General features: G+C 63.5%; 12 protein-coding genes. 6 read left to right on the top strand and 6 right to left on the bottom strand.

What is annotated here, in order from left to right; genetic code table 11:
- Nucleotides 1-28: 28 nt before the first annotated feature.
- Genes PO883_RS26395 through PO883_RS26405 form a run of 3 tightly spaced genes read left to right on the top strand, consistent with a single transcriptional unit; the run spans nucleotide 29 to nucleotide 3920 of the window.
- Nucleotides 29-1003 carry an ATP-binding protein/SpoIIE family protein phosphatase gene (locus tag PO883_RS26395; RefSeq protein WP_308606253.1) on the top strand — a complete coding sequence of 325 codons (975 nt, stop codon included), beginning with the start codon at nucleotides 29-31 and terminating at the stop codon, nucleotides 1001-1003.
- Entirely contained in the window at nucleotides 1003-2391 is a 1389-nt protein-coding gene (locus tag PO883_RS26400) for an ATP-binding protein (RefSeq protein ID WP_289312402.1), read from the top strand. The genes PO883_RS26395 and PO883_RS26400 overlap by 1 nt, the downstream gene beginning before the upstream one ends.
- Nucleotides 2392-2399: 8 nt before the next feature.
- Nucleotides 2400-3920, top strand: a complete 1521-nt coding sequence (locus PO883_RS26405; RefSeq protein ID WP_289312403.1) for a response regulator — start codon at nucleotides 2400-2402, stop codon at nucleotides 3918-3920.
- Nucleotides 3921-3927: 7 nt separating this feature from the next.
- Here the strand turns inward: PO883_RS26405 and PO883_RS26410 are convergent, their stop codons facing one another.
- Genes PO883_RS26410 through PO883_RS26425 form a run of 4 tightly spaced genes read right to left on the bottom strand, consistent with a single transcriptional unit; the run spans nucleotide 3928 to nucleotide 12024 of the window.
- Nucleotides 3928-4986, bottom strand: a complete 1059-nt coding sequence (locus tag PO883_RS26410; protein WP_289312404.1) for an alpha/beta hydrolase — start codon at nucleotides 4984-4986, stop codon at nucleotides 3928-3930.
- Nucleotides 4987-5000: 14 nt separating this feature from the next.
- On the bottom strand, nucleotides 5001-7844 hold the full coding sequence (locus tag PO883_RS26415) for an esterase (protein ID WP_289312405.1): 2844 nt from the start codon (nucleotides 7842-7844) through the stop codon (nucleotides 5001-5003).
- Nucleotides 7844-10147: an amylo-alpha-1,6-glucosidase gene (locus tag PO883_RS26420; RefSeq protein WP_289312406.1), complete on the bottom strand. Its 2304-nt coding sequence runs from the start codon at nucleotides 10145-10147 to the stop codon at nucleotides 7844-7846. Before PO883_RS26420 ends, PO883_RS26415 begins: the two co-directional genes overlap by 1 nt.
- Entirely contained in the window at nucleotides 10144-12024 is a 1881-nt protein-coding gene (locus PO883_RS26425; RefSeq protein ID WP_289312407.1) for a glycoside hydrolase family 13 protein, read from the bottom strand. The genes PO883_RS26420 and PO883_RS26425 overlap by 4 nt, the downstream gene beginning before the upstream one ends.
- Nucleotides 12025-12607: 583 nt before the next feature.
- On the opposite strand from PO883_RS26425, the gene PO883_RS26430 reads away from it, so the two are divergent.
- Nucleotides 12608-15340, top strand: coding sequence for a TonB-dependent receptor (locus PO883_RS26430; protein ID WP_289312408.1), 2733 nt, complete (start codon nucleotides 12608-12610; stop codon nucleotides 15338-15340).
- A 283-nt stretch (nucleotides 15341-15623) separates the two neighbouring features.
- Nucleotides 15624-17468 carry a DEAD/DEAH box helicase gene (locus PO883_RS26435; protein WP_167085850.1) on the top strand — a complete coding sequence of 615 codons (1845 nt, stop codon included), beginning with the start codon at nucleotides 15624-15626 and terminating at the stop codon, nucleotides 17466-17468.
- A gap of 107 nt (nucleotides 17469-17575) precedes the next feature.
- On the opposite strand, the gene PO883_RS26440 is transcribed toward PO883_RS26435, so the two are convergent.
- Complete coding sequence (locus PO883_RS26440) at nucleotides 17576-18001, bottom strand: hypothetical protein (protein ID WP_289312409.1); 426 nt, start codon at nucleotides 17999-18001, stop codon at nucleotides 17576-17578.
- 217 nt (nucleotides 18002-18218) lie between these two features.
- Nucleotides 18219-19484 carry an MFS transporter gene (locus tag PO883_RS26445; RefSeq protein ID WP_289312410.1) on the bottom strand — a complete coding sequence of 422 codons (1266 nt, stop codon included), beginning with the start codon at nucleotides 19482-19484 and terminating at the stop codon, nucleotides 18219-18221.
- 166 nt (nucleotides 19485-19650) lie between these two features.
- Between PO883_RS26445 and PO883_RS26450 the strand changes: the two genes are divergently transcribed.
- On the top strand, nucleotides 19651-20979 hold the full coding sequence (locus PO883_RS26450) for an MFS transporter (protein WP_167085853.1): 1329 nt from the start codon (nucleotides 19651-19653) through the stop codon (nucleotides 20977-20979).
- Nucleotides 20980-21006: the final 27 nt, after the last annotated feature.

Genomic DNA, 21006 nt, shown 5'->3' on the forward strand with positions numbered 1-21006 from the left:
TAGGCAAACGGCGTTTCATGTAGGCGAATTGAGCGAAATCGCATCGGCCCGGCGCGCCGGCAATACCCTGGCGCGCCAGCTGGGCTTCGACGAGACACGCGCCGGCCAGCTGGCCATCGTGATCACCGAGGCGGCCACCAACATCGTCAAGCATGCCCGCGAAGGCGAGATCCTGCTGCGCGCGCTGCATGCGGGCGAGCGCGCCGGCGTGGAAGTGATCGCGCTCGACCGCGGTCCCGGCATGGCCAACGTGGCGCTGCGCATGGAAGACGGCAATTCGACCGCCGGCACCTACGGCGTGGGATTGGGCGCCATCAGCCGCCTGGCGCCGGAATTCGATATCTATTCGCTCGAAGGCCAGGGCACGGTGCTGCTGATGATCGTCTGGAGCGGCGCCGCCGGCGCTCCGCTGCCGGACTGGGAAGCGGGTGCCGTGTGCCTGCCGCTACCGGGCGAGGACGTGTGCGGCGACGCCTGGGACTTCGGGCTGGCCAACTGGGGCCTGACGGTCGGCATGGCCGATGGCCTGGGCCATGGTCCGCAAGCGGCCGTCGCCTCGGAGGCGGCTGTCGCGCTGGTGGCCGAACGTCCCGCCGTGGGCGTGTCCGAACTGATGCAGCTGGCGCACGGCGCCCTGCATGGCACCCGCGGCGCGGCGCTGGCCGTGGCCGCCATCGATTGCGACGCGGGCGAACTCACGTTCGCCGGCATCGGCAATATCGCCGGCTGCATTTTCGATCGCGGCGCGCGCCGCCACCTCATGTCGCACAATGGCATTGTCGGCAGCAATCTGCGCAAGGTGCAGAAGTTCACCCATCCCTGGACACCCGGGGCCATGCTGATCATGCATTCCGATGGCTTGGGAACGCGCTGGGACCTGGATGCCTATCCCGGCTTGATATTCCGCCATCCGGGCTTGATCGCGGCGGTGCTGTACCGCGATTTCGCGCGCCAGCGCGACGACGCCAGCGTGCTGGTGATACGCGAACGGGAGCTTCGGTAATGTCGCTGCGGATCCTCAAGATCGCCATCGGCACCGAGCTTGATGTGGTAGGCGCGCGCCAGCGGGCGCGCGAGATCGCGGTGCTGTGCGGCTTCGCCATGCAGGACCAGGTGCGCATCGCGACCTCGGTGTCCGAACTGGCGCGTAACGTCTTCAATTACGCGCACGGCGGCAAGGTCGAGTTTTCGATCGAGGATGCCGGCGGCGTGCAGGCGCTGCAAATCCGCATCGACGACCAGGGCCCCGGCATCGCCGACCTGGAGCTGGTGCTGTCCGGGCGCTATCAGTCGCCGACTGGCATGGGTCTGGGTATCCTGGGTGCGCGCCGCCTGATGGACCGTTGCGACATCAGCACGGCGCCCGCCAGCGGTACCCACATCGTGCTGCAAAAGCGCTTCGCCAGCGATGCGCCGCGCATGACGGCGCGCATGGTGGGCGACATGTGCGCGCACCTCAATGCGCTGGCGCCCGATTCGATGCTGGGCGAAGTGCAGCAGCAGAACCAGGAACTGCTCGGCACCCTCGATGAACTCAAGGCGCGCCAGGAAGAGCTGCTGCAGCTCACGCGCGAACTCGAAGAGAACAACCGCGCCGTCAAGATGCTGTACGCGGAGCTGGACGAAAAGGCGGCGCACCTGCGCCGCGCCGACCAGGCGAAGTCGCGCTTCCTGTCGAACATGAGCCATGAATTCCGCACGCCGCTCAGTTCCATCAGGGCGCTGGCCAAGCTGCTGCTGGCGCGCGCCGACGGCGAACTGTCGGACGAGCAGGAAAAGCAGGTCAACTACATCTTGCAGGGCACGGTCGCCATGAACGAGATGGTCGACGACCTGCTCGACCTGGCCAAGATCGAAGCGGGCAAGGTCGATGTGCGGGCCGAGCGCTTTTTGGTAGCCGACATGTTCAGCACCTTGCGCGGCCTGATGCGGCCCTTGCTGCATGGTCCCGACCTGGCCTTGATCTTCCTGGAGCCGGCGGCGCTGGCGCTGCACAGCGACCAGGGCAAGCTGTCGCAGATCCTGCGCAATTTCATTTCAAATGCCATCAAGTACACGGAGCGGGGAGAAATCACGGTCCGTGCGACCGTTCTGCCCGAGCAGGGTATGATGCACTTCAGCGTGGCCGATACCGGGCTGGGAATCGCCAAGGCGGACCAGACTTTCATATTCGAGGAATTCAGCCAGATCGAAAACCGCTTGCAGACGCGCGTCAAGGGCACTGGCCTGGGCTTGCCGCTGTGCCGCAAGCTGGCCGACCTGCTGGGCGGCGCGGTCGGTGTCGACAGCGTGCCGGGCGCCGGTTCCGTATTCTGGGTGTCGGTCCCGCTCACTTGCGCCCAAGAGGGAGGCGCCGTCCCCGTACCGCCACAACCATACCAACCGGATTGAGGTCCACCATGCAGTCCATGCCATTTGCCGATTCCCTGATCCTTAACGTCGACGACAGCGAAGGAGCGCGCTACGCCAAGTCGCGCATCCTCACGCGTGCCGGTTTCAAGGTGATCGAGGCCGCCGACGGCAGCTCGGCCCTGCTGCGCGCGCGCGAAGACAAGCCGGACCTGGTCCTGCTCGACGTCAAGCTGCCCGACATTAATGGCTTCGAGGTGTGCCGCCTGATCAAGGCCGATCCCGACACGCGCGCCGTGCTGGTGCTGCAAACGTCGGCGTCGTATATCGGCGTGGCCGACAAGATCCGGGCGCTCGAAGGCGGCGCCGATAATTACCTGTTCGAGCCGATCGAACCGGAAGAACTGGTGGCCAACGTCAAGGCGCTGCTGCGCCTTGGCCAGGTTGAGCGCGAGTTGCGCGATGTCGACCGCCGCAAGGATGAATTCCTGGCCACGCTGGCGCATGAGCTGCGCAATCCGCTGGGGCCGATCCGCAATGCGGTCGAACTGCTGTGCCGCCTCGACCCGAACGTGCCGGAGCGCCAGGACAAGGCGCGCCTGACCATCCTGCGCCACACCGGCCACCTGGTGCGGCTGGTGGAAGACTTGCTCGACGTGGCCCGTATTTCGCAGGGCAAGATCACGCTGCACGAAGAGCGGGTGGAGCTGCGGACCTTTATCGGCAGCGCGCGCGAATCGGTGACGCATATCGCCGAGAGCCGCAACCAGCGCCTGGAGGTGACGCTGCCGGCGCACGAGGTATGGCTCAGCGGCGACCATGTGCGGCTGGGGCAAATCGTCGGCAACCTGCTGCACAACGCCTTCAAGTTCACGCCGCCGGGCGGCGTCGTCAAGCTCTCGGCCGAGGTGACCGGGGCGGAAATCCTGATCCGCATTTCGGACAATGGCATCGGCATTGCCGCCAGCAAGCTCGATTACATTTTCGACCTGTTCGCCCAGGACGGCTTCACGCCGGACCGGGTGCAGGATGGCCTGGGCATCGGCCTGTCGCTGGTGCGCACGCTGGTCTCGCTGCACCATGGGACGGTCAGCGCCTTCAGCGCCGGGGTGGGCGAGGGCAGCGTGTTCGAGGTGCGCCTGCCGATCGATGCGGTGGGCAGCGCCACCCAAGGCATCGTGGCGCCGGGTGCGGACGATGCCGCCGCCGCGCGCATCCTGGTGGTGGACGATAACGTCGATGCGGCCGACATGCTGGCCGAACTGCTCGGCATCAGTGGACACGATGTGAAGGTGGCGTACAGCGGCCAGCAGGCGCTCGACCGCGCGGCCGAATTCAGGCCGGCCTACGTGTTCCTCGATATCGGCTTGCCCGACATGAGCGGCTACCAGGTGGCGGCCAAAATGCGCGAGCTGCCCGGCATGGACGACGCGGTGCTGGTCGCCCTGACCGGCTACGGCCAGGCGCGCGACCGCGAGGAAGCGATGGAGGCCGGCTTCGACGACCATATCGTCAAGCCGATCGATTTCGCCAAGGTCACCTCGCTCGACCTGCAGCGCCGCAAGCGCTGAGCGTCCCTTACTGCCAGGGGAAGAACCAGGTGAGCGGCTTGTCGACGCGCGCGGCCCACGATTTTTCGTTGTGGGTGGCGCCTTCGGCGACGTGGTAAAACAGGTCGGCGTCCTGGCGGTAGCCCTGCTTGAGCATCGTGTCGCGCATCTTGAGAGTCTCTTCAAGACCATCCTTGACGGTGCCGGCATCCAGATAGAACCGGACCGGCAGGCGTGGCGGCAGGCTTGTGACGAATTCCTGCCTGTTCCACCAGAACGAGCCGGACACCGATGCGGCCTTTGAAAACACGGCCGCATTTTTCTGCGCGATATAAACCGAGGCGATTCCGCCCAGCGACGAGCCCATGATGGCGGCCGATTCCTTGCCGGGCATGCTGCGCAGGGTGCTGTCGATATACGGCTTCACGGTGTCGACCACGAAGCGCTGATAGGTATCGAGCTGGCCGCCGCCGTACTGCGGATCGCAGCAGGTGGTGTATTCGGCGATGCGTTCGGGCGTGTTGTCGATGCCGACCACGATGATCTCGTCCATGAGGCCGGTGGCGACCAGCCGGTTCACCGTTTCGTCCACACCCCATTCAACGCCGTAGGCGGCGGTTTTCGCGTCGAACAGGTTCTGGCCGTCGTGCATGTACAGCACTGGATAGCGCTTGGCCCGATTTTCGTCGTAACTTGGCGGCAGGTAGATGCGCAGGCTGCGGCTGTTCTTGAGCTGCGGCGAGGCGAAGCCGGGAATGATTTTCACCTTGCCGAACGGCGCGCCGAAGAAGGGATAGATGTCGCGCGTGCTGCCGGCGGCGAGTTTGTAGGTGCCGCCGATGGCGATTTTTTCATCGCCCAGCACCGGTTTCATGACAACGTCGCCAAGTTCGTCGGGCCAGGTATAGGTCCATACCTTGCCGTCGTCGCTGGTGGCCGCGGCGCCCTTCGACCAGGACATCGGCCCCTTGTCGCCACGGATGGCGACGCCGCCCTTGGCGCTCTCGTAATGGACGCGTACCGTGGTGGCGTGTGCGGCCAGTGGCAGCAGGCTTGCCGCGAGCAGCGTAACTCGTGCCAGTGTCATTGCGTTTTCCTTTTTTATTTCAGGCGCAGCAGGCGCGCGCCGACAACATCGAATTTGTTGGATGGACCTCCGGCGCCACCGGCCGCGCTGAAGGTGCTGTTACTTTGCAGGTAGCTCATATTATAGAAGTCGCTCATCTCCAGCGCGTACAGGCCGGGCTTGAGGCGCGTGCGCAAAGGCGTCGACAGTACCGGCTGCGCGCCGGTCTTGCCGGTGCGCGCGTGCGGCAGCTGCACCACGCCCTGCGCCGCAATGCGGCCGGAGGCGTCTTTCAGGACCAGCCATTTTACGCCGCCGCTGATTCCCAGGTTGATCTGGTTGGCGCCATTATGGTAACGCACCTGCACGCCGTACTCGCCGGCCTGCGCGATCCGGACCGCGCCGAAACGCAGGCGCTCGCCCGGCTTGCCCCAGTCCTTCACGTGCTGCTGCGCCACGCCGCCGGCCATTGCCGGGGCCTCGACCGCCACTCCGGTGCAGCGCGGCACGCTGTGGTGGCTGCGGTTGCCGGACACGGAAAACCGCGCCTCGATGGCGTAGCACGCGGCTGCCGGCGCGGCGCGGTCGCGCCACTCGCCGGCCGCCACCCCGGCCGCAACCAGCTTGCCGTCGCGGTAGACGTTGTACACGGTGCCGGCGCCATTGCCGTTGGCATCGATCCGCAGCGTGGCCGCTGTGGCCTCCTTGGCGATGGACGGCTCGCGCGGCCCGAAGACATCCGGCCCTTCGGCGTAGGGCGCCGTGTCGACGCGGCGGATTCGCTGGTCGCCTTGTTGCAGTGGGCCGAGCGCGATATCGATGGTCGCGTTGTCGGGCAACTGGTCCCAGGCGATGGACTGCGCCGTGGCGGCGCCGTTCAGCGTGATGGTCTTGAGCGGGTAGTAGCCTGTTTCATTCGTCGCATCGGGCAGCGCGATGCGCACCGTGATGCGCTTTCCGCGCACGCTCAAATTGTCGAGGGTGATGGCGGAGGCAGCGCCGAACACCTCGCGCCGCAGCTTGGCGGTGATGAAGGGGCGCACTTCGATGCCGCTGCCTGACACGTCGACGCCGAACACGTTCCCGATCACCATGCCGAGATAGCCGCCGACCGACCATAGTTGGCGCTTCGAGTTGATCACGGGGCCGATCAGGGCCGGCTGCTGTTCGTCGAGCAGCAGCGGCTGGCCCGAGATCCACTCCAGGTTTTCCATGTTCGACAGGTTCAGGGCGGCGCCACGCATCAGCGTGTCGTACGCGGCGTCGGCCACGCTGACGTTGGCGTGCAGGCTGGCGGCCTTGAGGCCGTAGGCGGTTACGAAGGGCCAGATGGCGCGGTTGTGGTACACCGGCATGCCTTGCTGCTGCGGGTAGATCACGGGCGCGCCCATCGGCCCGTGCGGATAGCTGGCGAGGATGCGGCGTGCGCGTTCGCCGTCGGCCACGCCGGTAACGATGGCAAGCGCCTGTCCGAGCCAGTCGAATTTATGCATCGGCGCGCCGTCGAAGTGGGGCGCCGTCAGGCTGCTGTACATGCCAGCGTCTTCCAGCCACAGGCGCTGGTTGATGCTGCGCTTGAGAGCCGCCGCCCAGCCGGCGTATTTTGCCGAGCGCGCAAGGTCGCCGCTGTCATGCGCCAGCGACGCGGCCAGGGTCAGCGCCTTGTAGTGCAGGACGTTGGTGGACAGGGCTTTGGAGCTGGCCAGCGAGGCCAGGTCGCCCACGATCCATGCGGCGTAGCTCTGGTCGCGCCAGTCGAGAAAGGATTGTTCGCCCATGTACAGGCCGGAGGCGGCGTCGAACGCAGCGATGCGGTCGTTTTCCAGCGTGTTGACCAGCGCCTGCAGCGCGCGTGCGGCGAACCGTGCGCGCTGCGCCGGTGGTAAATTATCGAGCGCCGCCTCGGCGCCGAGCACCCAGGCCACGCGGTCGGTGCTGACCGGCCAGCTGCCGCCGCTGCCGGTATCCTGGATGATCTGCAGGCCATCGGCGCTGCCCGCCACCTGCGGCGCGCGCGCGATGCCGGGCCGGTAGCCGGACAACTTGAAGTCGAGCGAATTGCGCACCCGCTCCGGGTCGAGCATTGCCAGCCCCAGGTCGGCCGCGTACGACAGGTCGCGCGTCCACACGTAATGCCATTTTTCGCCGGTCTCGAAGCAGTCGCAGTCGATGGCATTCGCGCCGTTGTAATTGCCATCCTTGATTTGCGCTACCGCGTTCTGTTTCATTTCATCGAGCGCCAGCGCAAACAGCGCGTCGAAGGCCAGGCTGCCGCTACGCACCGTTGGCCTGTCCGCAGCTTCGCGGTAAGTCGTCGATGGCGGGCCGGGGTCGCGCAGCGGCATGGTCGTCGACTGGGTGTAGCTGCGCAGCGCCGTCGCCGCGTCGGGTGTCGAAAAGCGCACCGTGTCGCTACCGTATTTGATGGCGACGCTGAGCACGTGGCCCTGGTGCGGGTCGTCCGTGCTGGCGGGCGGCATGCCGGTCTGCGCCACGCGCAGCAGTGGCGCCGCAGGGTCGGATGCGTCGACGGAAAAGCGCCAGATGGACGTCTTTTTGATGAGCAGATAGTCCTCGGGCCCGGCCTTGGCCTGCAACTTGTAGCTGGTGCCGGCGGATACGGTGACGCTGGCGCTTGGGTCGATCACCCATTCGGCCGACCAGTCCTTGCTGCCGACCTTGAAGCCGTGGTAGCCGGGACTGGCCAGGACCTCCGCTTCGTACACGCCATTGCCCTTGTAGGCCAGCGGGTGATCAAGGCCCCAGCCATTGAAGCCGCCGCGCAGGTACATGGGCGTAGCCAGCGTGCCGCTGTCGGCGATGCCGGCGGCGCTGGCCGAGAACAGGGCGGCGGCCAGCAGGTGGGTGGACGTGAACATCAGCGGTATTCCTTACGTTCGATAATGCCTTGCAAGGCATCCTTCGATTTGAGCATGGGGAAGTCGCCGGCGCGGTAGCGCCCGGGCGTCTGGAAAACGAGCTCGCCGATGTCGCCGGCGTAGCTGGCCTGGCGCGCACGCACCGCAAGCGGCTTGCCATCGACCGTGGCCTTGCCGCCGCCGGTCACCAGCAGGGCCGTCGTGCCGGGAGCGAGGTCGAACGCGAGTTGCGAACGGCGCTTGTCGTCGCTCAGGAAGTTGAACGACACCTTGCGCGGCCTGGCGCCGTTCAGGCGCAGCTTCCAGTGCTGCTGTTTTCCCACGCGGCGGAAATCGACTTCGATATTGTCGGCCGCGCCGAAGGGCAGGGCCGCATAAAAGGCGCTCCACGCAGCGGGGATGGCGGGCGTGAAGGCCAGCGTGTTGTCGAGCAGGCGTGGACGAAAGCCGACATAATCCTGGTAGCCGTTGCGCGCATATTCGGCCACGCTCCATGATTGCGCCCAGGTGCCGGATGGTTTGAGCTTGCCGTCGTCGCCGGGAAGGGCGTCGAGCAGTTCGCTCATGTTCCCCAAGGTGCCCAGGCCGAGGATTTGCCGGCCCAGGTTCCGGCTCAGTTTCCACGCCAGGTCCTGGTAGCCGAACTTGTTCAGGGCCGTGACCGTGAAGCCGGCATTCCAGCCCCAGATGGTGCCCTGGTGGTAGGCCGCATCCTTGTGGTGAAAATCCGGGTTTTCATGGCGCGGATGGAAGTAGGGATCGTCCTGGCTCAGCGAGGCGATGCCGTAGGGGTAGAGCAGTTCGGACACCGCGTTGCGCGTCACGCGCGCCTGCACCTTGGGCGGGATGAAGTCGTCGAACGGGATCGATACCAGCATCAGCTGGTTGGGGCGGACCTTGGTATCGCGGCTGGAGTCGCCGCGCAGGCGGTCGGCCATGACGCTGCCGTCCCAGTACAGCTTGAGGAAGCTGCGTTGCGCCTTGGCGGCCAGTGCGTTCCACTGGCGCGCGCGGGCGTCGTCGCCCGCCTGCGTGGCCAGCCAGGCGCCGGTCTTGAGGGCGGTATGCCACAGGGCCTGGATTTCGACGGCGCGCGGGCCGCGTGCGGACCACGGGTCCTTGTTGTCGATGCGCGCGTCCATCCAGGTGTCGGCCGAATCGTGCGCCAGCAGGCCATCCTGGTCGGCATAGTTGGCGATGGCGCCGTCGAAGTAGGGCAGGGCGAGCTGGTACATCTGGCGCGCAAACGCCTTGTCGCCGGTGTACTGGATGTACTCGAAGGCTTCGCGCAGCATCCACGGGGTGCCGTCGACGGTGTTGTAGATGATGCTCTCGCCTGCCGCGACGCGGTTGGGAATGCGGCCGTATTCCCTGTCGCGCGGCTCGCGCAGGTTCTGGTAGCGCGCGAAGTTCGACAGCACGGCTTTGGCGTCCTCGAACTGGCCCGCTACCAGCAAGGTGCCGGGCAGCGCGATGAAGGTGTCGCGGCCCCAGTTGTCGCGGAACCAGGGCAGGCCGGCCCAGATGCCGGTGCCGAATTCCTCCACCACGAACATGCGGCTGGCCGCCTTGGCCCAGTTGAGCGCCTTGTTGTATTCGGCGTCGCTGGTGGACAGGTAGCTTTTGGTCAGCGCTTCATATAGTGCCCTGCGTTCGGCGCTGATCGGCTCACGCTTCACCAGCGCCAGTGCGCGCTCGCTGGCCTGGGCGGCGCTGTCGCCAAAGGCCACGACCACCGTCATCTCACGCGCCGCTTGCGCGCTGCGCAGGGTGAGGCTGTCGCCCAGCACGAAGGGGCGGTCGGCGGCGATGGCCGTGAACGGGCCGGCACCGCTTGGGTCGACCACCACCACGTCGCCGTCGCGGTGGATGGCGCTCGGCGCCTTGCGCAGCGCCTGCACCGTCAGTTCGGCGTCGGCCGGGTTGGTCAGGCGGATCGCGAGCGCGTGCTTTTTCGATAGCAGCGCCATTTCCTCGGTGGCGCCGCCGGCGTGGCGCACGCGGTGGCCGTAAGGGAGTACCTGCTCGCTGGAGCGGGTGCGTTCGTTGCGTGCGCCGTTGACGAACGTGGCGTAGCCATCGAATACGGAGGCGTTCCCGATCGTGTAGCCGGCGCCCCTGGCATTGTTCTGGGTGTAGCCCTCGAAGTAGCCCGCCAGGTTGTCGCCCACCACGAACTGCGATTGCTGCCCGGGTGGGACGCTGATGGCCATGGCGTCGAAAAAGGCGTCCACGCCAGGTTTGCCGGCAATTGCGGTCAACGGCATGGCGATGGCGGCGGCCAGTGCGATCAGGGTCTTCATTCGATCTCCAGGATCAATGCCGAGCGGGCCGGCAGGGTCAGCGTGCTTGCGAGGGCGTGGGTGGCGCCGCTGATGGCGTCGACGCCGGTGTTGGCGCCCTTGAGCATTTCGTGAAAGCGCTCCAATGCCAGGACGGCCTCCTTGTCGCCTTTGTTCAGCGCCACCATGACCTTGTTCCTGCCGTCGTAGCGGAAGTAGACGTAGGTGCCGTTTTCGGCGCCGTAGTGCATGGTCTTCCCGTGGTGGATGACGCTGTGCGACTTGCGCCAGTTGACCAGCTTCTTGACGTAGGCCTGGGCTTCGCGCTGCTGCGCGTTCAGTCCAGCGCCGCTAAAGGCGCTGGCTGCGTCGGCGCGCCAGCCGCCCGGGAAGTCCTGGCGGAAGCTGGCGTCGTCGCGGATCTTGGTTTCGCTGGTCATCAGCACCTCGGTGCCGTAATAGAACTGGGGTATGCGCGGCAGTGTCATGAGCATGGCGAGGCTCATCTTGTACAGCTTGAGGTCTTCGCCGACCACGCTGAAGGTGCGCGCGATGTCGTGGTTCCCCTCGAACAGGACCAGCTTGCCGGCGTCCGGATACACATGGTCTTGCGCGAGCATTTCGTAGACGTCGGTGAAGCCGCTTGCGGGATCGGTGGCGGCGAGGGTGGCGCGGATCGTCTCTGCCATCGGAAAGTCCATCAGGCTGGGAAGGTAGCTGACGTAGCCGTCGAAGTTGGCTTTGCCGCGCTGCCAGTGCGACACCACCGCCGGCGACTTGTGCCATTCCTCGCCCACCAGGTTCAGATTGGGATATTCGGCCATCAGGCGCCGCGTGTACTCGGTGAGGAAGGCGCTGTCGGAGTAGCCGTAGGTGTCGATGCGCAGGCCGGACAGGCCTGCGTACTCGATCCACCAGATATTGTTTTGAATGAGGTAGTTGGCCACCAGCGGGTTGGCCTGGTCCAGGTCGGGCATGCTGCTGTCGAACCAGCCCCTGGTGAAGTTGGCGCGGTCCTGCTGCGATCCGTACGGGTCCTGCACCGACACGCGATGGTGCCGGGTGGGCGTGAACGTGCCGCCGTTGGTGATCCAGTCGGGGCCGGGCAGGTCGTTCATCCACCAGTGGTGGCTGCCGATATGCGACAGCACCACGTCCTGGATGATGCCGATGCCTTTCGTGCGCGCCTGCGCCGCGAGCTGGCGGTAGTCCTCGTTGCTGCCGTAGCGCGGGTCGATGCGGTAATGGTTGGTGGCCGCGTAGCCGTGGTAAGAGTAGGCCGGCATGTCGTTTTCGACCAGCGGCGTGGGCCAGATCTGGGTGAAGCCCATGGCCGCGATGTAGTCGAGATGGTCGGCCACGCCGCGCAGGTCGCCCCCGTGGCGCCCGCTGCCGGCGGCGCGGTTGGCCTGCTCGGCCATGCCGGCGACGCTGTCGTTGGCCGGGTCGCCGTTGGCGAAGCGGTCGGGCATGATCTGGTAAATGGCGTCTTCGCTGCCAAAGCCCTTGCGCTGGGCCGATCCGGCTTCGCGCGCATGCAGCTGGTAGGGGTGGCGGATCGTGCGGGCGCCGTCCTTGAACAGGATGTCGAAGGTGCCCGGCTTGGCGTCAGGCCCGATCAGCAGGTCGATGAAGAGGTAGTTGCGGTTCGCGACCTGGGTCAGCGCATCGATGCGCACGCCGGGGTAGTCGATGGCGGGGCGGGTGTCGCCGATGCGTTCGCCGTGGACCATCAGCTGGAGTTTGTCGTGCCGCATGCCGGTCCACCACGATGGTGGTTCGAGATGGGTGATGCGGCCCGGCGCCGTGGGTGCGGCGCCGGCAAGGGCGGCGGCGCTTGCCAGGGCGGCCAGGGCGAACAGTCGGACGAGGGGCGTGCGGCGGCCTGCTGGGGTCATGCGGTCTCCATTGCGTCAGGGATGACTGCGCGCGCAGTCGCGTAGTATGGCTACATGGTCTTGTTGTTGATAAAGCATACTACAGAAGAGGATGCCTATCAAACGCCGCTAATAGGAAGATTTCTGCTTCGCTCTACGGTGCTAGTTTAGCTACATGGTGTGTCGATGCGTTCTTTATTGCACCACCGTGAACGCTTGCGGGGCGAAAAGGCGACGCATGACTTCATTTTTACTACGGAATTTGCTACAAAAATGTAGTAACGATAAATTTCCAATAAGGAAGATTGCACTGACTTGGTGCGAAAATCACCTAAAGCAAGGAAAAAGACAGTCTATGTAGTCGGACTACAGCTACCTTTATCATGTTCTGTAGCTGAAATACAACGAGAATGCCCTGTGTGACGGGTGTGAGATGCAAAAACCGCACTTTTCAGTAGTCGTACGCAACTCACGTTGACAGTGCATCTAGTTTTAGTACAGAATCGGCTCAGAGCGTCTTAGAACGTTGCCTTTGGAACCCGTGCTGTCGCCGCCATGCTGAAGATACGGGAAATGTGTAGTAATGATGAGATGAGGGGACAGAATGAAATTTTTCGCCAATACCCGTAGCAAGAGTGCCGCATTCCCACTGAGCCCGGTCGCTGCCGGTTGCGCGCTGTTCGTGTCCGCCATGTCGGGCAACGTCTATGCGCAAGCGTCCGCTGCGCCGCAAGCGAGCGATCAACCGATCACAACGGTCAAGGTGTCGGGCATTCGCCGCGGTATCGAGGACGCGATTTCGGTGAAAAAGGATTCGTCTTCCATCGTCGAGGCTATCTCCGCGGAAGATATCGGCAAGTTGCCGGACGTTAGTATTGCTGAATCGATCGCCCGTCTTCCCGGCCTGGCGGCGCAGCGCGTTGGCGGCCGCGCCCAGGTCATCAGCGTGCGCGGCTTGTCGCCGGACTTTTCGACCACCTTGCTCAATGGCCGCGAACAGGTCAGCACGGGCGACAACCGCAGCGTCGAATTCGACCAGTATCCCTCCGAGCTGCTCAGCGGCGTGACCATTTATAAGACCCCGGACGCCGGCCTCGTCGGCCAGGGCTTGTCCGGCACCATCGACATGCAGACCGTGCGACCGCTGTCGTTCGGCAAGCGCACCATCGCGATGAATGTGCGCGGCGAGAAAAACTCGCTCGGCGGCATCGCCAATGCGAAAGCCACGGGCAACCGCTTCAGCGTCAGCTACATCGACCAGTTCGCCGACCGCACGATCGGTATCGCGATCGGTTACGCCCACCTGGCCTCGCCGGTGTTGTCCAACGAAACCGGGCTGTACGAGCCGTGGAAAACCGATGCGCGTCCTGGCGTGCCTGGCGGTACCTATCTGATGGATGGTTTGAAGTCGGTTGCGCGCAGCGGCACCAACAAGCGCGACGGCGTCATGGGCGTATTGCAATATCGTCCCAACAAGACCTGGACCAGCATGATCGATGCGTACGCATCGAAATTCAAGCGCGAAGAAACGGCCAACCAGTTTGAAGTGAACCTGAGTAACTACAACGGTGGCTTCCAGCCGGGCCTGATGTACACCCCGGCAACCACCTCGAACGGGGTGTTGACGGGCGGCTCGGCCAGCGGCGTCTATCCGCTGGTGCGCGGCATGTACAACAACCGCAAGGATGAAATCAAGGCGATCGGCTGGGGCAATACCTTGCGTTTCGATGGCTGGTCGCTGTTGGCCGACGTCAGCTACTCGAAGGCGAACCGCGATGAAGTGAGCCTGGAAAACAACCTGCAACTGAGCAATGCTGCCGGCGATCCCTTCCTCGACACCGTCAACCTGAAATTCGCCACCGGCGGTTTTTCGCAAATCGGCGGCCGCCTGAACTATAGCGACGCCAAGAACCTGTATGTGCGCAACACGATTTACGGTTCCGGCTACGGCAAGACGCCGCAGATCGAGGATGAGCTCAAGGGCTTCAAGCTGGTCGCTTCGCTGCCGATGCCGACCATGCTGCAAAGCTATTTCTCTGGTGTGGACGTGGGTGTGAACTATGCCGACCGCAACAAGAGCAAGGTGCAGCCGGAAGGCGCGATCACCTTGCGCGGCGCGCCGGGTCCGGTTCCGGGCGAATTGTTGTATGACCAGGTCGACCTCGGCTTTGCCGGAACGGGCATGATTCCTTCGTGGAATGTGCCTGGCGTTGTCGGCCAGTACATGAACTTCAACCCGAGCTCGACCCATTCCTACCTGATTTCCAAGGCGTGGACAGTGCAGGAAAAGATCACGACCAGCTTCGTGAAAGCCAATATCGACAGCGAAATCGGTTCGGTAACGGTCAAGGGCAATGTGGGCGTGCAGGTCCAGCACACCGAGCAATCGTCGCAAGCGAACTATTTCGATGGCACGGCGCCGGCTGGAAGCCAGATCAAGCCGGTCGACGATGGCATGAAGTACACCGACTACCTGCCGAGCCTGAACCTGGCGTTTGGATTGAGCAACCAGCAGACCGTGCGTTTCGCGGCGGCCAAGCAACTGGCGCGTCCGCGGATCGATCAGCTGCGCTCGGCGCTCGACTTCAACGTCGGCACCACCGACTTCAAGCCGGGCGCCAGCGGTGGCAATGCGCGTCTCGATCCGTGGCGCGCCAAGGCACTCGATTTGTCCTACGAAAAGTATTTCGGTAACAAGGCGTATTTTGCAGTCGCGGCTTTCCACAAGAAGCTCGATACGTACATCTTTACCCAGACCAAGGAATATGATTTCTCGAAATATATTCCTGGCACCGACGCGATCACGGCGACTGGTAACTACAAGGCGCCGTACAACGGCAACGGCGGCAAGCTCAAGGGCCTGGAACTGTCGGCATCGCTGCCGCTGAGCTTGCTCACACCCGTGCTCGATGGGTTTGGCGTGTCGGCCAGTGCCACGCACAGCAAGAGCTCGATCGCGATTGAAGATCCGGACAGCAGCATCGGCAAGAACATTCCGCTGCCGGGCTTGTCCAAGCGCGTGACCAACCTGACCTTGTACTATGAAAAGAACGGTTTTGAAACCCGGGTCAGCCAGCGCAAGCGCTCCGATTTCGTTGGTGAAATCGGCAACTTTGCCAATGAGCGCAGCTTGCGTTACGTGGTCGGTGAGGATGTGGTCGACTTCCAGATCGGTTATAACTTTACCGAAGGCAGCTTTAAGGGCCTGGGATTGGTGTTGCAGGTTAATAACGTTGGCGATACGGCGTACGAAACCTACGCTGGCGACCGCAACAAGCCGCTGGAATATCAGAAGTACGGCCGCACCTTCCTGATGGGCGCGAACTACAAGTTCTGATGCGTGCTCTGCCGGGGGGGGGGGGGCGATCCCGGCGCTGACGACAACCCCGGCGCATGCGAATGTGGCGGGGTTGTTTTGTGTTGGGGTGACCGCGAACGGCGCGGCAGGCGGCGCGAACCGCGACATCGCGTGGCGGCAAAGCGGAACAGATTGCACGAATAGCCTCAATTCCCGCCCACTTGCACGCAACTCCGTTACAAAAAATCGCATTCTGGACTACAAGAGAGTAAACTGCAGGATGCTTTCCCGTCGGGCTAGCTAGTCAAATTGTGAGTGTCCTATGTCTGAAACCCCTGTACTACTGTTTTCCGAACTCAACCTGAGCGCCCAAGTGCTGAAGGTCATGAAAGAGGTCGGTTACGAAACGCCGTCGCCGATCCAGGCTGCCACCATCCCGCTGCTCCTGGCCAATCGCGACGTGCTGGGGCAGGCCCAGACCGGAACCGGCAAGACCGCGGCCTTCGCGCTGCCGATCCTGTCGCGCATCGACATCAAGCAGCAGTCGCCGCAGGCGCTGGTGTTAGCTCCTACCCGCGAACTGGCGATCCAGGTCGCCGAAGCATTCCAGAAGTACGCAACCCATATTAAAGATTTCCACGTCCTGCCGATCTACGGCGGCCAGAGCTACGGTCCGCAGCTGCAGGCATTGCGCCGCGGCGTGCACGTGATCGTCGGAACCCCGGGCCGCGTGATCGACCACCTGGAAAAAGGTTCGCTCGACCTGTCCAAGCTCAAAACGCTGGTACTCGACGAAGCCGACGAGATGCTGCGCATGGGCTTTATCGACGATGTCGAACAGATCCTGCAAAAAACCCCTGAATCGCGCCAGACCGCGCTGTTCTCGGCCACCATGCCGTCCGCGATCAAGCGCATCGCCAAGACTTACCTGCGCGATCCGGCTGAAGTCACGGTCGCCGCCAAGACCGGCACCGCCGACAATATCCGCCAGCGTTACTGGATGGTGAGCGGCATGCAGAAGCTCGAAGCGCTGACCCGCATCCTGGAAGCGGAACCGTTCGACGGCATGATCATCTTCGCGCGCACCAAGCTCGGTACCGAAGAACTGGCGACCAAGCTGCAGGCACGCGGCTTCGCGGCTACGGCGATCAACGGCGACATGCAGCAAACGCAGCGCGAGCGCACCATCGAACAGCTCAAGAACGGCAAGATCGACATCCTGGTCGCCACCGACGTCGCCGCGCGCGGCCTGGACGTGGAACGCATCAGCCATGTGATCAACTACGACGTGCCGTCGGACCCGGAAAGCTACACCCACCGCATCGGCCGTACCGGCCGCGCGGGCCGTAGCGGCGAAGCGATCCTGTTCATCACCCCGCGCGAGCAGGGTTTGCTCAAGGCGATCGAACGCGCCACGCGCCAGCCGGTTGCGCCGCTGACGCTGCCGACCGTGAAAGCGGTCAACGACGTGCGTATCGCCAAATTCAAGGACCAGATCACCGAAATGCTGGCGGCCGGCGGACTCGATGTATTCCGTTCGCTGATCGAAGAATATGAGCGCGAGCAGAACGTGCCCGCCGTCGAAATCGCAGCGGCGCTGGCCAAGCTGGCGCGCGGCGACATTCCGCTGCTGCTGGAAAAACCGAACCGCGACGCCAAGAGCGCGCCATCGTGGCAGGAAAACACCCCTGCCGCGCGCGCACCGCGTTCCGACGCGCCAATGCGCAGCGACCGCGGCGACCGTGGCGATGCACCGGCCTTCAAGCGCGAGCGCGTATCGCGTCCGTCGGAAGAGGGCATGGGCACCTTCCGTATCGAAGTCGGTCATGCGCACGGCGTCAAGCCGGGCAACATCGTCGGCGCGATCGCCAACGAAGCGAACATCGAGTCCAAGTTCATTGGCCGCATCGAGATCTACGACGACTACAGCACGCTCGACCTGCCGATCGACATGCCGGCGGACCTGATCGACCACCTCAAGGGTGTGTGGGTCGCGGGCCAGCAGCTCAACATCACGCGTGATGGCGAAGCGCCGGCAGTCAAGAAGGCGGCTCCGAAAAAAGCGGGCGACCGCCGTTTTGAAGAGAAGAAGCTCGGACCTAAAAAACCGTACGACGCGGCCACCAAGGCCAAGAAGGAAGCACGCAAGCTGGCCAAGCCGGAGTAAAGCGGCGGGCAGGTGAAAAAAAGGGCAGCTTCGGCTGCCCTTTTTGCTTAGGTGTTCCTGCACAAGCGCTGGGGATAATCCGGCCAGGCCCATCGTCAAACCCTGCGCTAGCTCTGCAGAGCTGAACCGCCGTTGACGCGTTCACCAGTGCGTGTTGCGAGGATAAACGGCTCCCATCCGCCTGGCGGGTCCCACTCCCCGCTGCCTTTGATATGCGTCCCGGTGGCGCTGTGCACCATCACTCCGTCAATGGCGAGCTGGGTGGTTTTCCATAGAAGCGCACCGTCAGAACCGAATGCGAACAGCTCGGACGCGGAACTTGCGAGTACGCAGAAATCCTCGCCGGACGTTTCCAATTCCTCAGCATCGAAGAATTCGCAAAAATATCCATCCATCTGGTACATCACGACGTCCTCTGTCACGCAATCGACGATGAAAACGCGCGCTCCATAGCCGATATATGCTTTGGTACCGGCCAGTCGGATCGCCTGGAAGCAGGTGGCTTCGACAGCATCGGCCACATCAATTCGCAAGAGGCCGCCCGGGCTGGAGTCTACGGCGACGCACGTAGCGATCGCAGCGCCAGGTCGAGCGGCGCCTACCAGAAGGGATCTGGTAAAAGATACTCCCTCGTTTTCTCTTAAAAACCAAATCGCCATGTTTTTTTGCTCATGAATTCTTGCAATCAAATTTGGCCGGAGTTCGATTCTACCGGTGCTATCGTGCCGCTCAGCGAGGGCCGGGTTGGCATCAGTGTACAGGACCGGGCATCGCAGGCTGGGTAGCTGGCGCCTCGTCCTTCACCAGGCACCACAGGGCCGCAGAGATGGCCAGCGAAGTGCCGCAGATGACATACAAGATGCTCTGGTCGGCCACGCGTTTGAGCACGAAGCCCACGCCGGTGGACATCAGCTGCGGCAGCACCACTGACAGGTTGAACACGCCCATGAAAAAGCCCATGCGGCTCTTGTCCACCTTGTCGCTCATGATCGCGAACGGCAGGCTGACGATGGCGCCCCAGCCGATGCCGACCACCGCCATCAGCGCGTACAGCATCATCGGCGTGCGTGCCATGGTGGCGATCAAAAAGTACCCGAGCGCCATGATGGCGATACAGCCCGCTTGCGTATGTACGCGGCCGATCCTGCGCGCCAGCGGCGCCAGCACCAGCGCCGGCAGCAGGAAGCCGACCGTATTGAGCACGGCAAAAGCGTAGGCGATCACCTGGCCGCTCATGGCGTTCGCCGCCTTGGTGTCCAGCCCCACCGGTACCAGCTGCTGCTGGATAAAGCCGTAGGTGTAGACGAACATCGCCTGCACCCCGAGCCACGCAAAGCCGTGCGCGATGTAGATGCGCCACAGCTGGCCCCAATCGGCTTTGGTGGCGGCCGCCGTCTCGTCCTTTTTCACCAGCTCGCGTTCTTCCTTGATGAAGAACATCGGCACCACCGAGAATACGAACACGATGCCCGCGCCGACCGAAATGAGCACGTCGTTACCCTTGGTCGCGCCGATGATGTACGCTGCCACGCCGAAGAAGCCCGAGATGGTCTGCATCCACGTGTAGCCGCGCGTGCGCGCTTCGCCTTCCGGGGTCAGGTCGGCGATGATCGAGCGGGTCGGGTTGAAGCTGATATTGATCGACAGGTCCAGGGTCAGCGCTATGATCACCGCCACGATGACGATATTCTTGATGCCCAGGAGCTGGCTGACCACATCGATGCGCGGTAGCAGGAACACCATCAGCGCGGCCAGCGTGCCGCCGATCAGGATGAAGGGCCGGCGCCGCCCGCCCCAGAACCAGGCATCGTCGCTGATCAAGCCGATGATCACCTGGCCGAAGATGCCTGCCAGCGGCCCGGCTGCCCAGACGATGCCGATCTGGTGAATCTCGAGGTTGAAGCGCGTACTCAGGATCCAGCTCAGCGCCGAAATCTGGATACACAGCGCGAAACCCATCGCCGTCGCGGGAAGGCTCAGGGTCGCGTAAAAAAGGTGATTCAGGCGCTTCTGCATGTCCAGCATCGTGTCCCCATCTTGTCTGTTATTTGACTACAAAATTCCTGATTTTGCCGGCCTTGTTGCGGCAATTTTACTATGGAACTGTTTAGATTGACACTTAGAAATCGACATGTTATTTTCCTACAAATATAATGCGTGGCAAAACGCTTGGAGACTCCCGATGCAGATGCAATTCCCGGTAATAAAACCACGCCTGAGTTTCTGGCAGTTGTGGAACATGAGCTTCGGCTTCTTCGGCATCCAGTTCGGTTTTGCGCTGCAAAACGCCAACACCAGCCGCATCTTCTCGACCCTGGGCGCGAATGCGGACCAGCTGCCGCTGTTCTGGCTCGCCGCGCCGGTCACCGGGCTGCTGGTGCAGCCGGTCATCGGCTACCTGAGCGACAATACCTGGCATCCGTTCTGGGGCCGGCGCCGTCCCTTTTTCTTCCTCGGCGCGTTCCTGGCGACCGTCGCCATGTTCCTGATGCCCAATTCCACCTCGCTGTGGATGGCGGTATTCGTGCTGTGGATGCTGGACGCGTCGATCAACGTGTCGATGGAGCCGTTCCGCGCGTTCGTCGGCGACAAGCTGCATCCCACCCAGCAGACCTCGGGCTTCGCGATGCAGACCTTCTTCATTGGCTGCGGCTCGGTGATCGCCTCGCTGCTGCCGACCATGTTTACCGATTGGTTCGACGTCAGCAATGTGCCGGTGGGCGGCGGCATTCCGGATACGGTGCGCTACTCGTTCTATGCCGGCGGCCTGGCCTTTATCGGTGCAGTGTCGTGGACCGTCATCACCACGCGCGAGACGCCACCCGAAGACATGAAGGCGTTCCGCGCCGACGTGGAAAAGCGCAAGGGCACCTTGACCGCCCTGCGCGAAATCCTTGGCGGCTTCACCACCATGCCGCGCACGATGGTGCAACTGGCGAGCGTGAGCTTCTTCTCGTGGCTGGCGCTGTTTACGATGTGGGTCAACACCACGCCGGCCATTGCCGAAAACGTCTTCGGCACGGTCGACGCGCAGTCGGCCGCATTCCAGAGCGCCGGCAACTGGGTCGGCGTGATGTTCGCCGTGTATAACGGCGTGTCGGCGCTGGCCGCCTTCATCCTTCCCGTGATCGCGCGCCGCACCAACCGCAAGATGACGCACCTGGCCTGCCTGGTCATCGGCGGCATCAGCCTGGCCAGTATTTTCTTCATCACCCAAAAAGAGATGCTGCTCATTCCGATGGTCGGCGTCGGCATCGCGTGGGCCAGTATCCTCACCGTGCCGTATGCGATCCTGGCGGGCGCGCTGCCGCCGCAGCGCATGGGTTTCTACATGGGCGTCTTCAATTTCTTCGTCGTGATCCCGCAGATCGTCGGCGGCATGGTTCTCGGCCCGATCAGCGTGGCCCTGCTGGGCGGGCGTCCGGTGGCGACCTTGCTGCTGGCCGGTGCATGCATGGCCATCGGCGGGCTGCTGACCGTATTCGTGGCCGACAAGGGCGAGCAGACCTAACGCGGCGTCAGAATTTTTTCACCTGTC

The organism is Massilia sp. DJPM01, from assembly GCF_030348125.1.
GTDB lineage: Bacteria > Pseudomonadota > Gammaproteobacteria > Burkholderiales > Burkholderiaceae_D > Telluria_A > Telluria_A frigida.

Excerpts from the sequence above, each read along its gene's own strand:
- PO883_RS26400 (WP_289312402.1), top strand. The coding sequence starts at position 1,003 with ATGTCGCTGCGGATCCTCAAGATCGCCATCGGCACCGAGCTTGATGTG.
- PO883_RS26405 (WP_289312403.1), top strand. The coding sequence starts at position 2,400 with ATGCAGTCCATGCCATTTGCCGATTCCCTGATCCTTAACGTCGACGAC.
- PO883_RS26410 (WP_289312404.1), bottom strand. The coding sequence starts at position 4,986 with ATGACACTGGCACGAGTTACGCTGCTCGCGGCAAGCCTGCTGCCACTG.
- PO883_RS26415 (WP_289312405.1), bottom strand. The coding sequence starts at position 7,844 with ATGTTCACGTCCACCCACCTGCTGGCCGCCGCCCTGTTCTCGGCCAGC.
- PO883_RS26420 (WP_289312406.1), bottom strand. The coding sequence starts at position 10,147 with ATGAAGACCCTGATCGCACTGGCCGCCGCCATCGCCATGCCGTTGACC.
- PO883_RS26425 (WP_289312407.1), bottom strand. The coding sequence starts at position 12,024 with ATGACCCCAGCAGGCCGCCGCACGCCCCTCGTCCGACTGTTCGCCCTG.
- PO883_RS26430 (WP_289312408.1), top strand. The coding sequence starts at position 12,608 with ATGAAATTTTTCGCCAATACCCGTAGCAAGAGTGCCGCATTCCCACTG.
- PO883_RS26435 (WP_167085850.1), top strand. The coding sequence starts at position 15,624 with ATGTCTGAAACCCCTGTACTACTGTTTTCCGAACTCAACCTGAGCGCC.
- PO883_RS26445 (WP_289312410.1), bottom strand. The coding sequence starts at position 19,484 with ATGCAGAAGCGCCTGAATCACCTTTTTTACGCGACCCTGAGCCTTCCC.
- PO883_RS26450 (WP_167085853.1), top strand. The coding sequence starts at position 19,651 with ATGCAGATGCAATTCCCGGTAATAAAACCACGCCTGAGTTTCTGGCAG.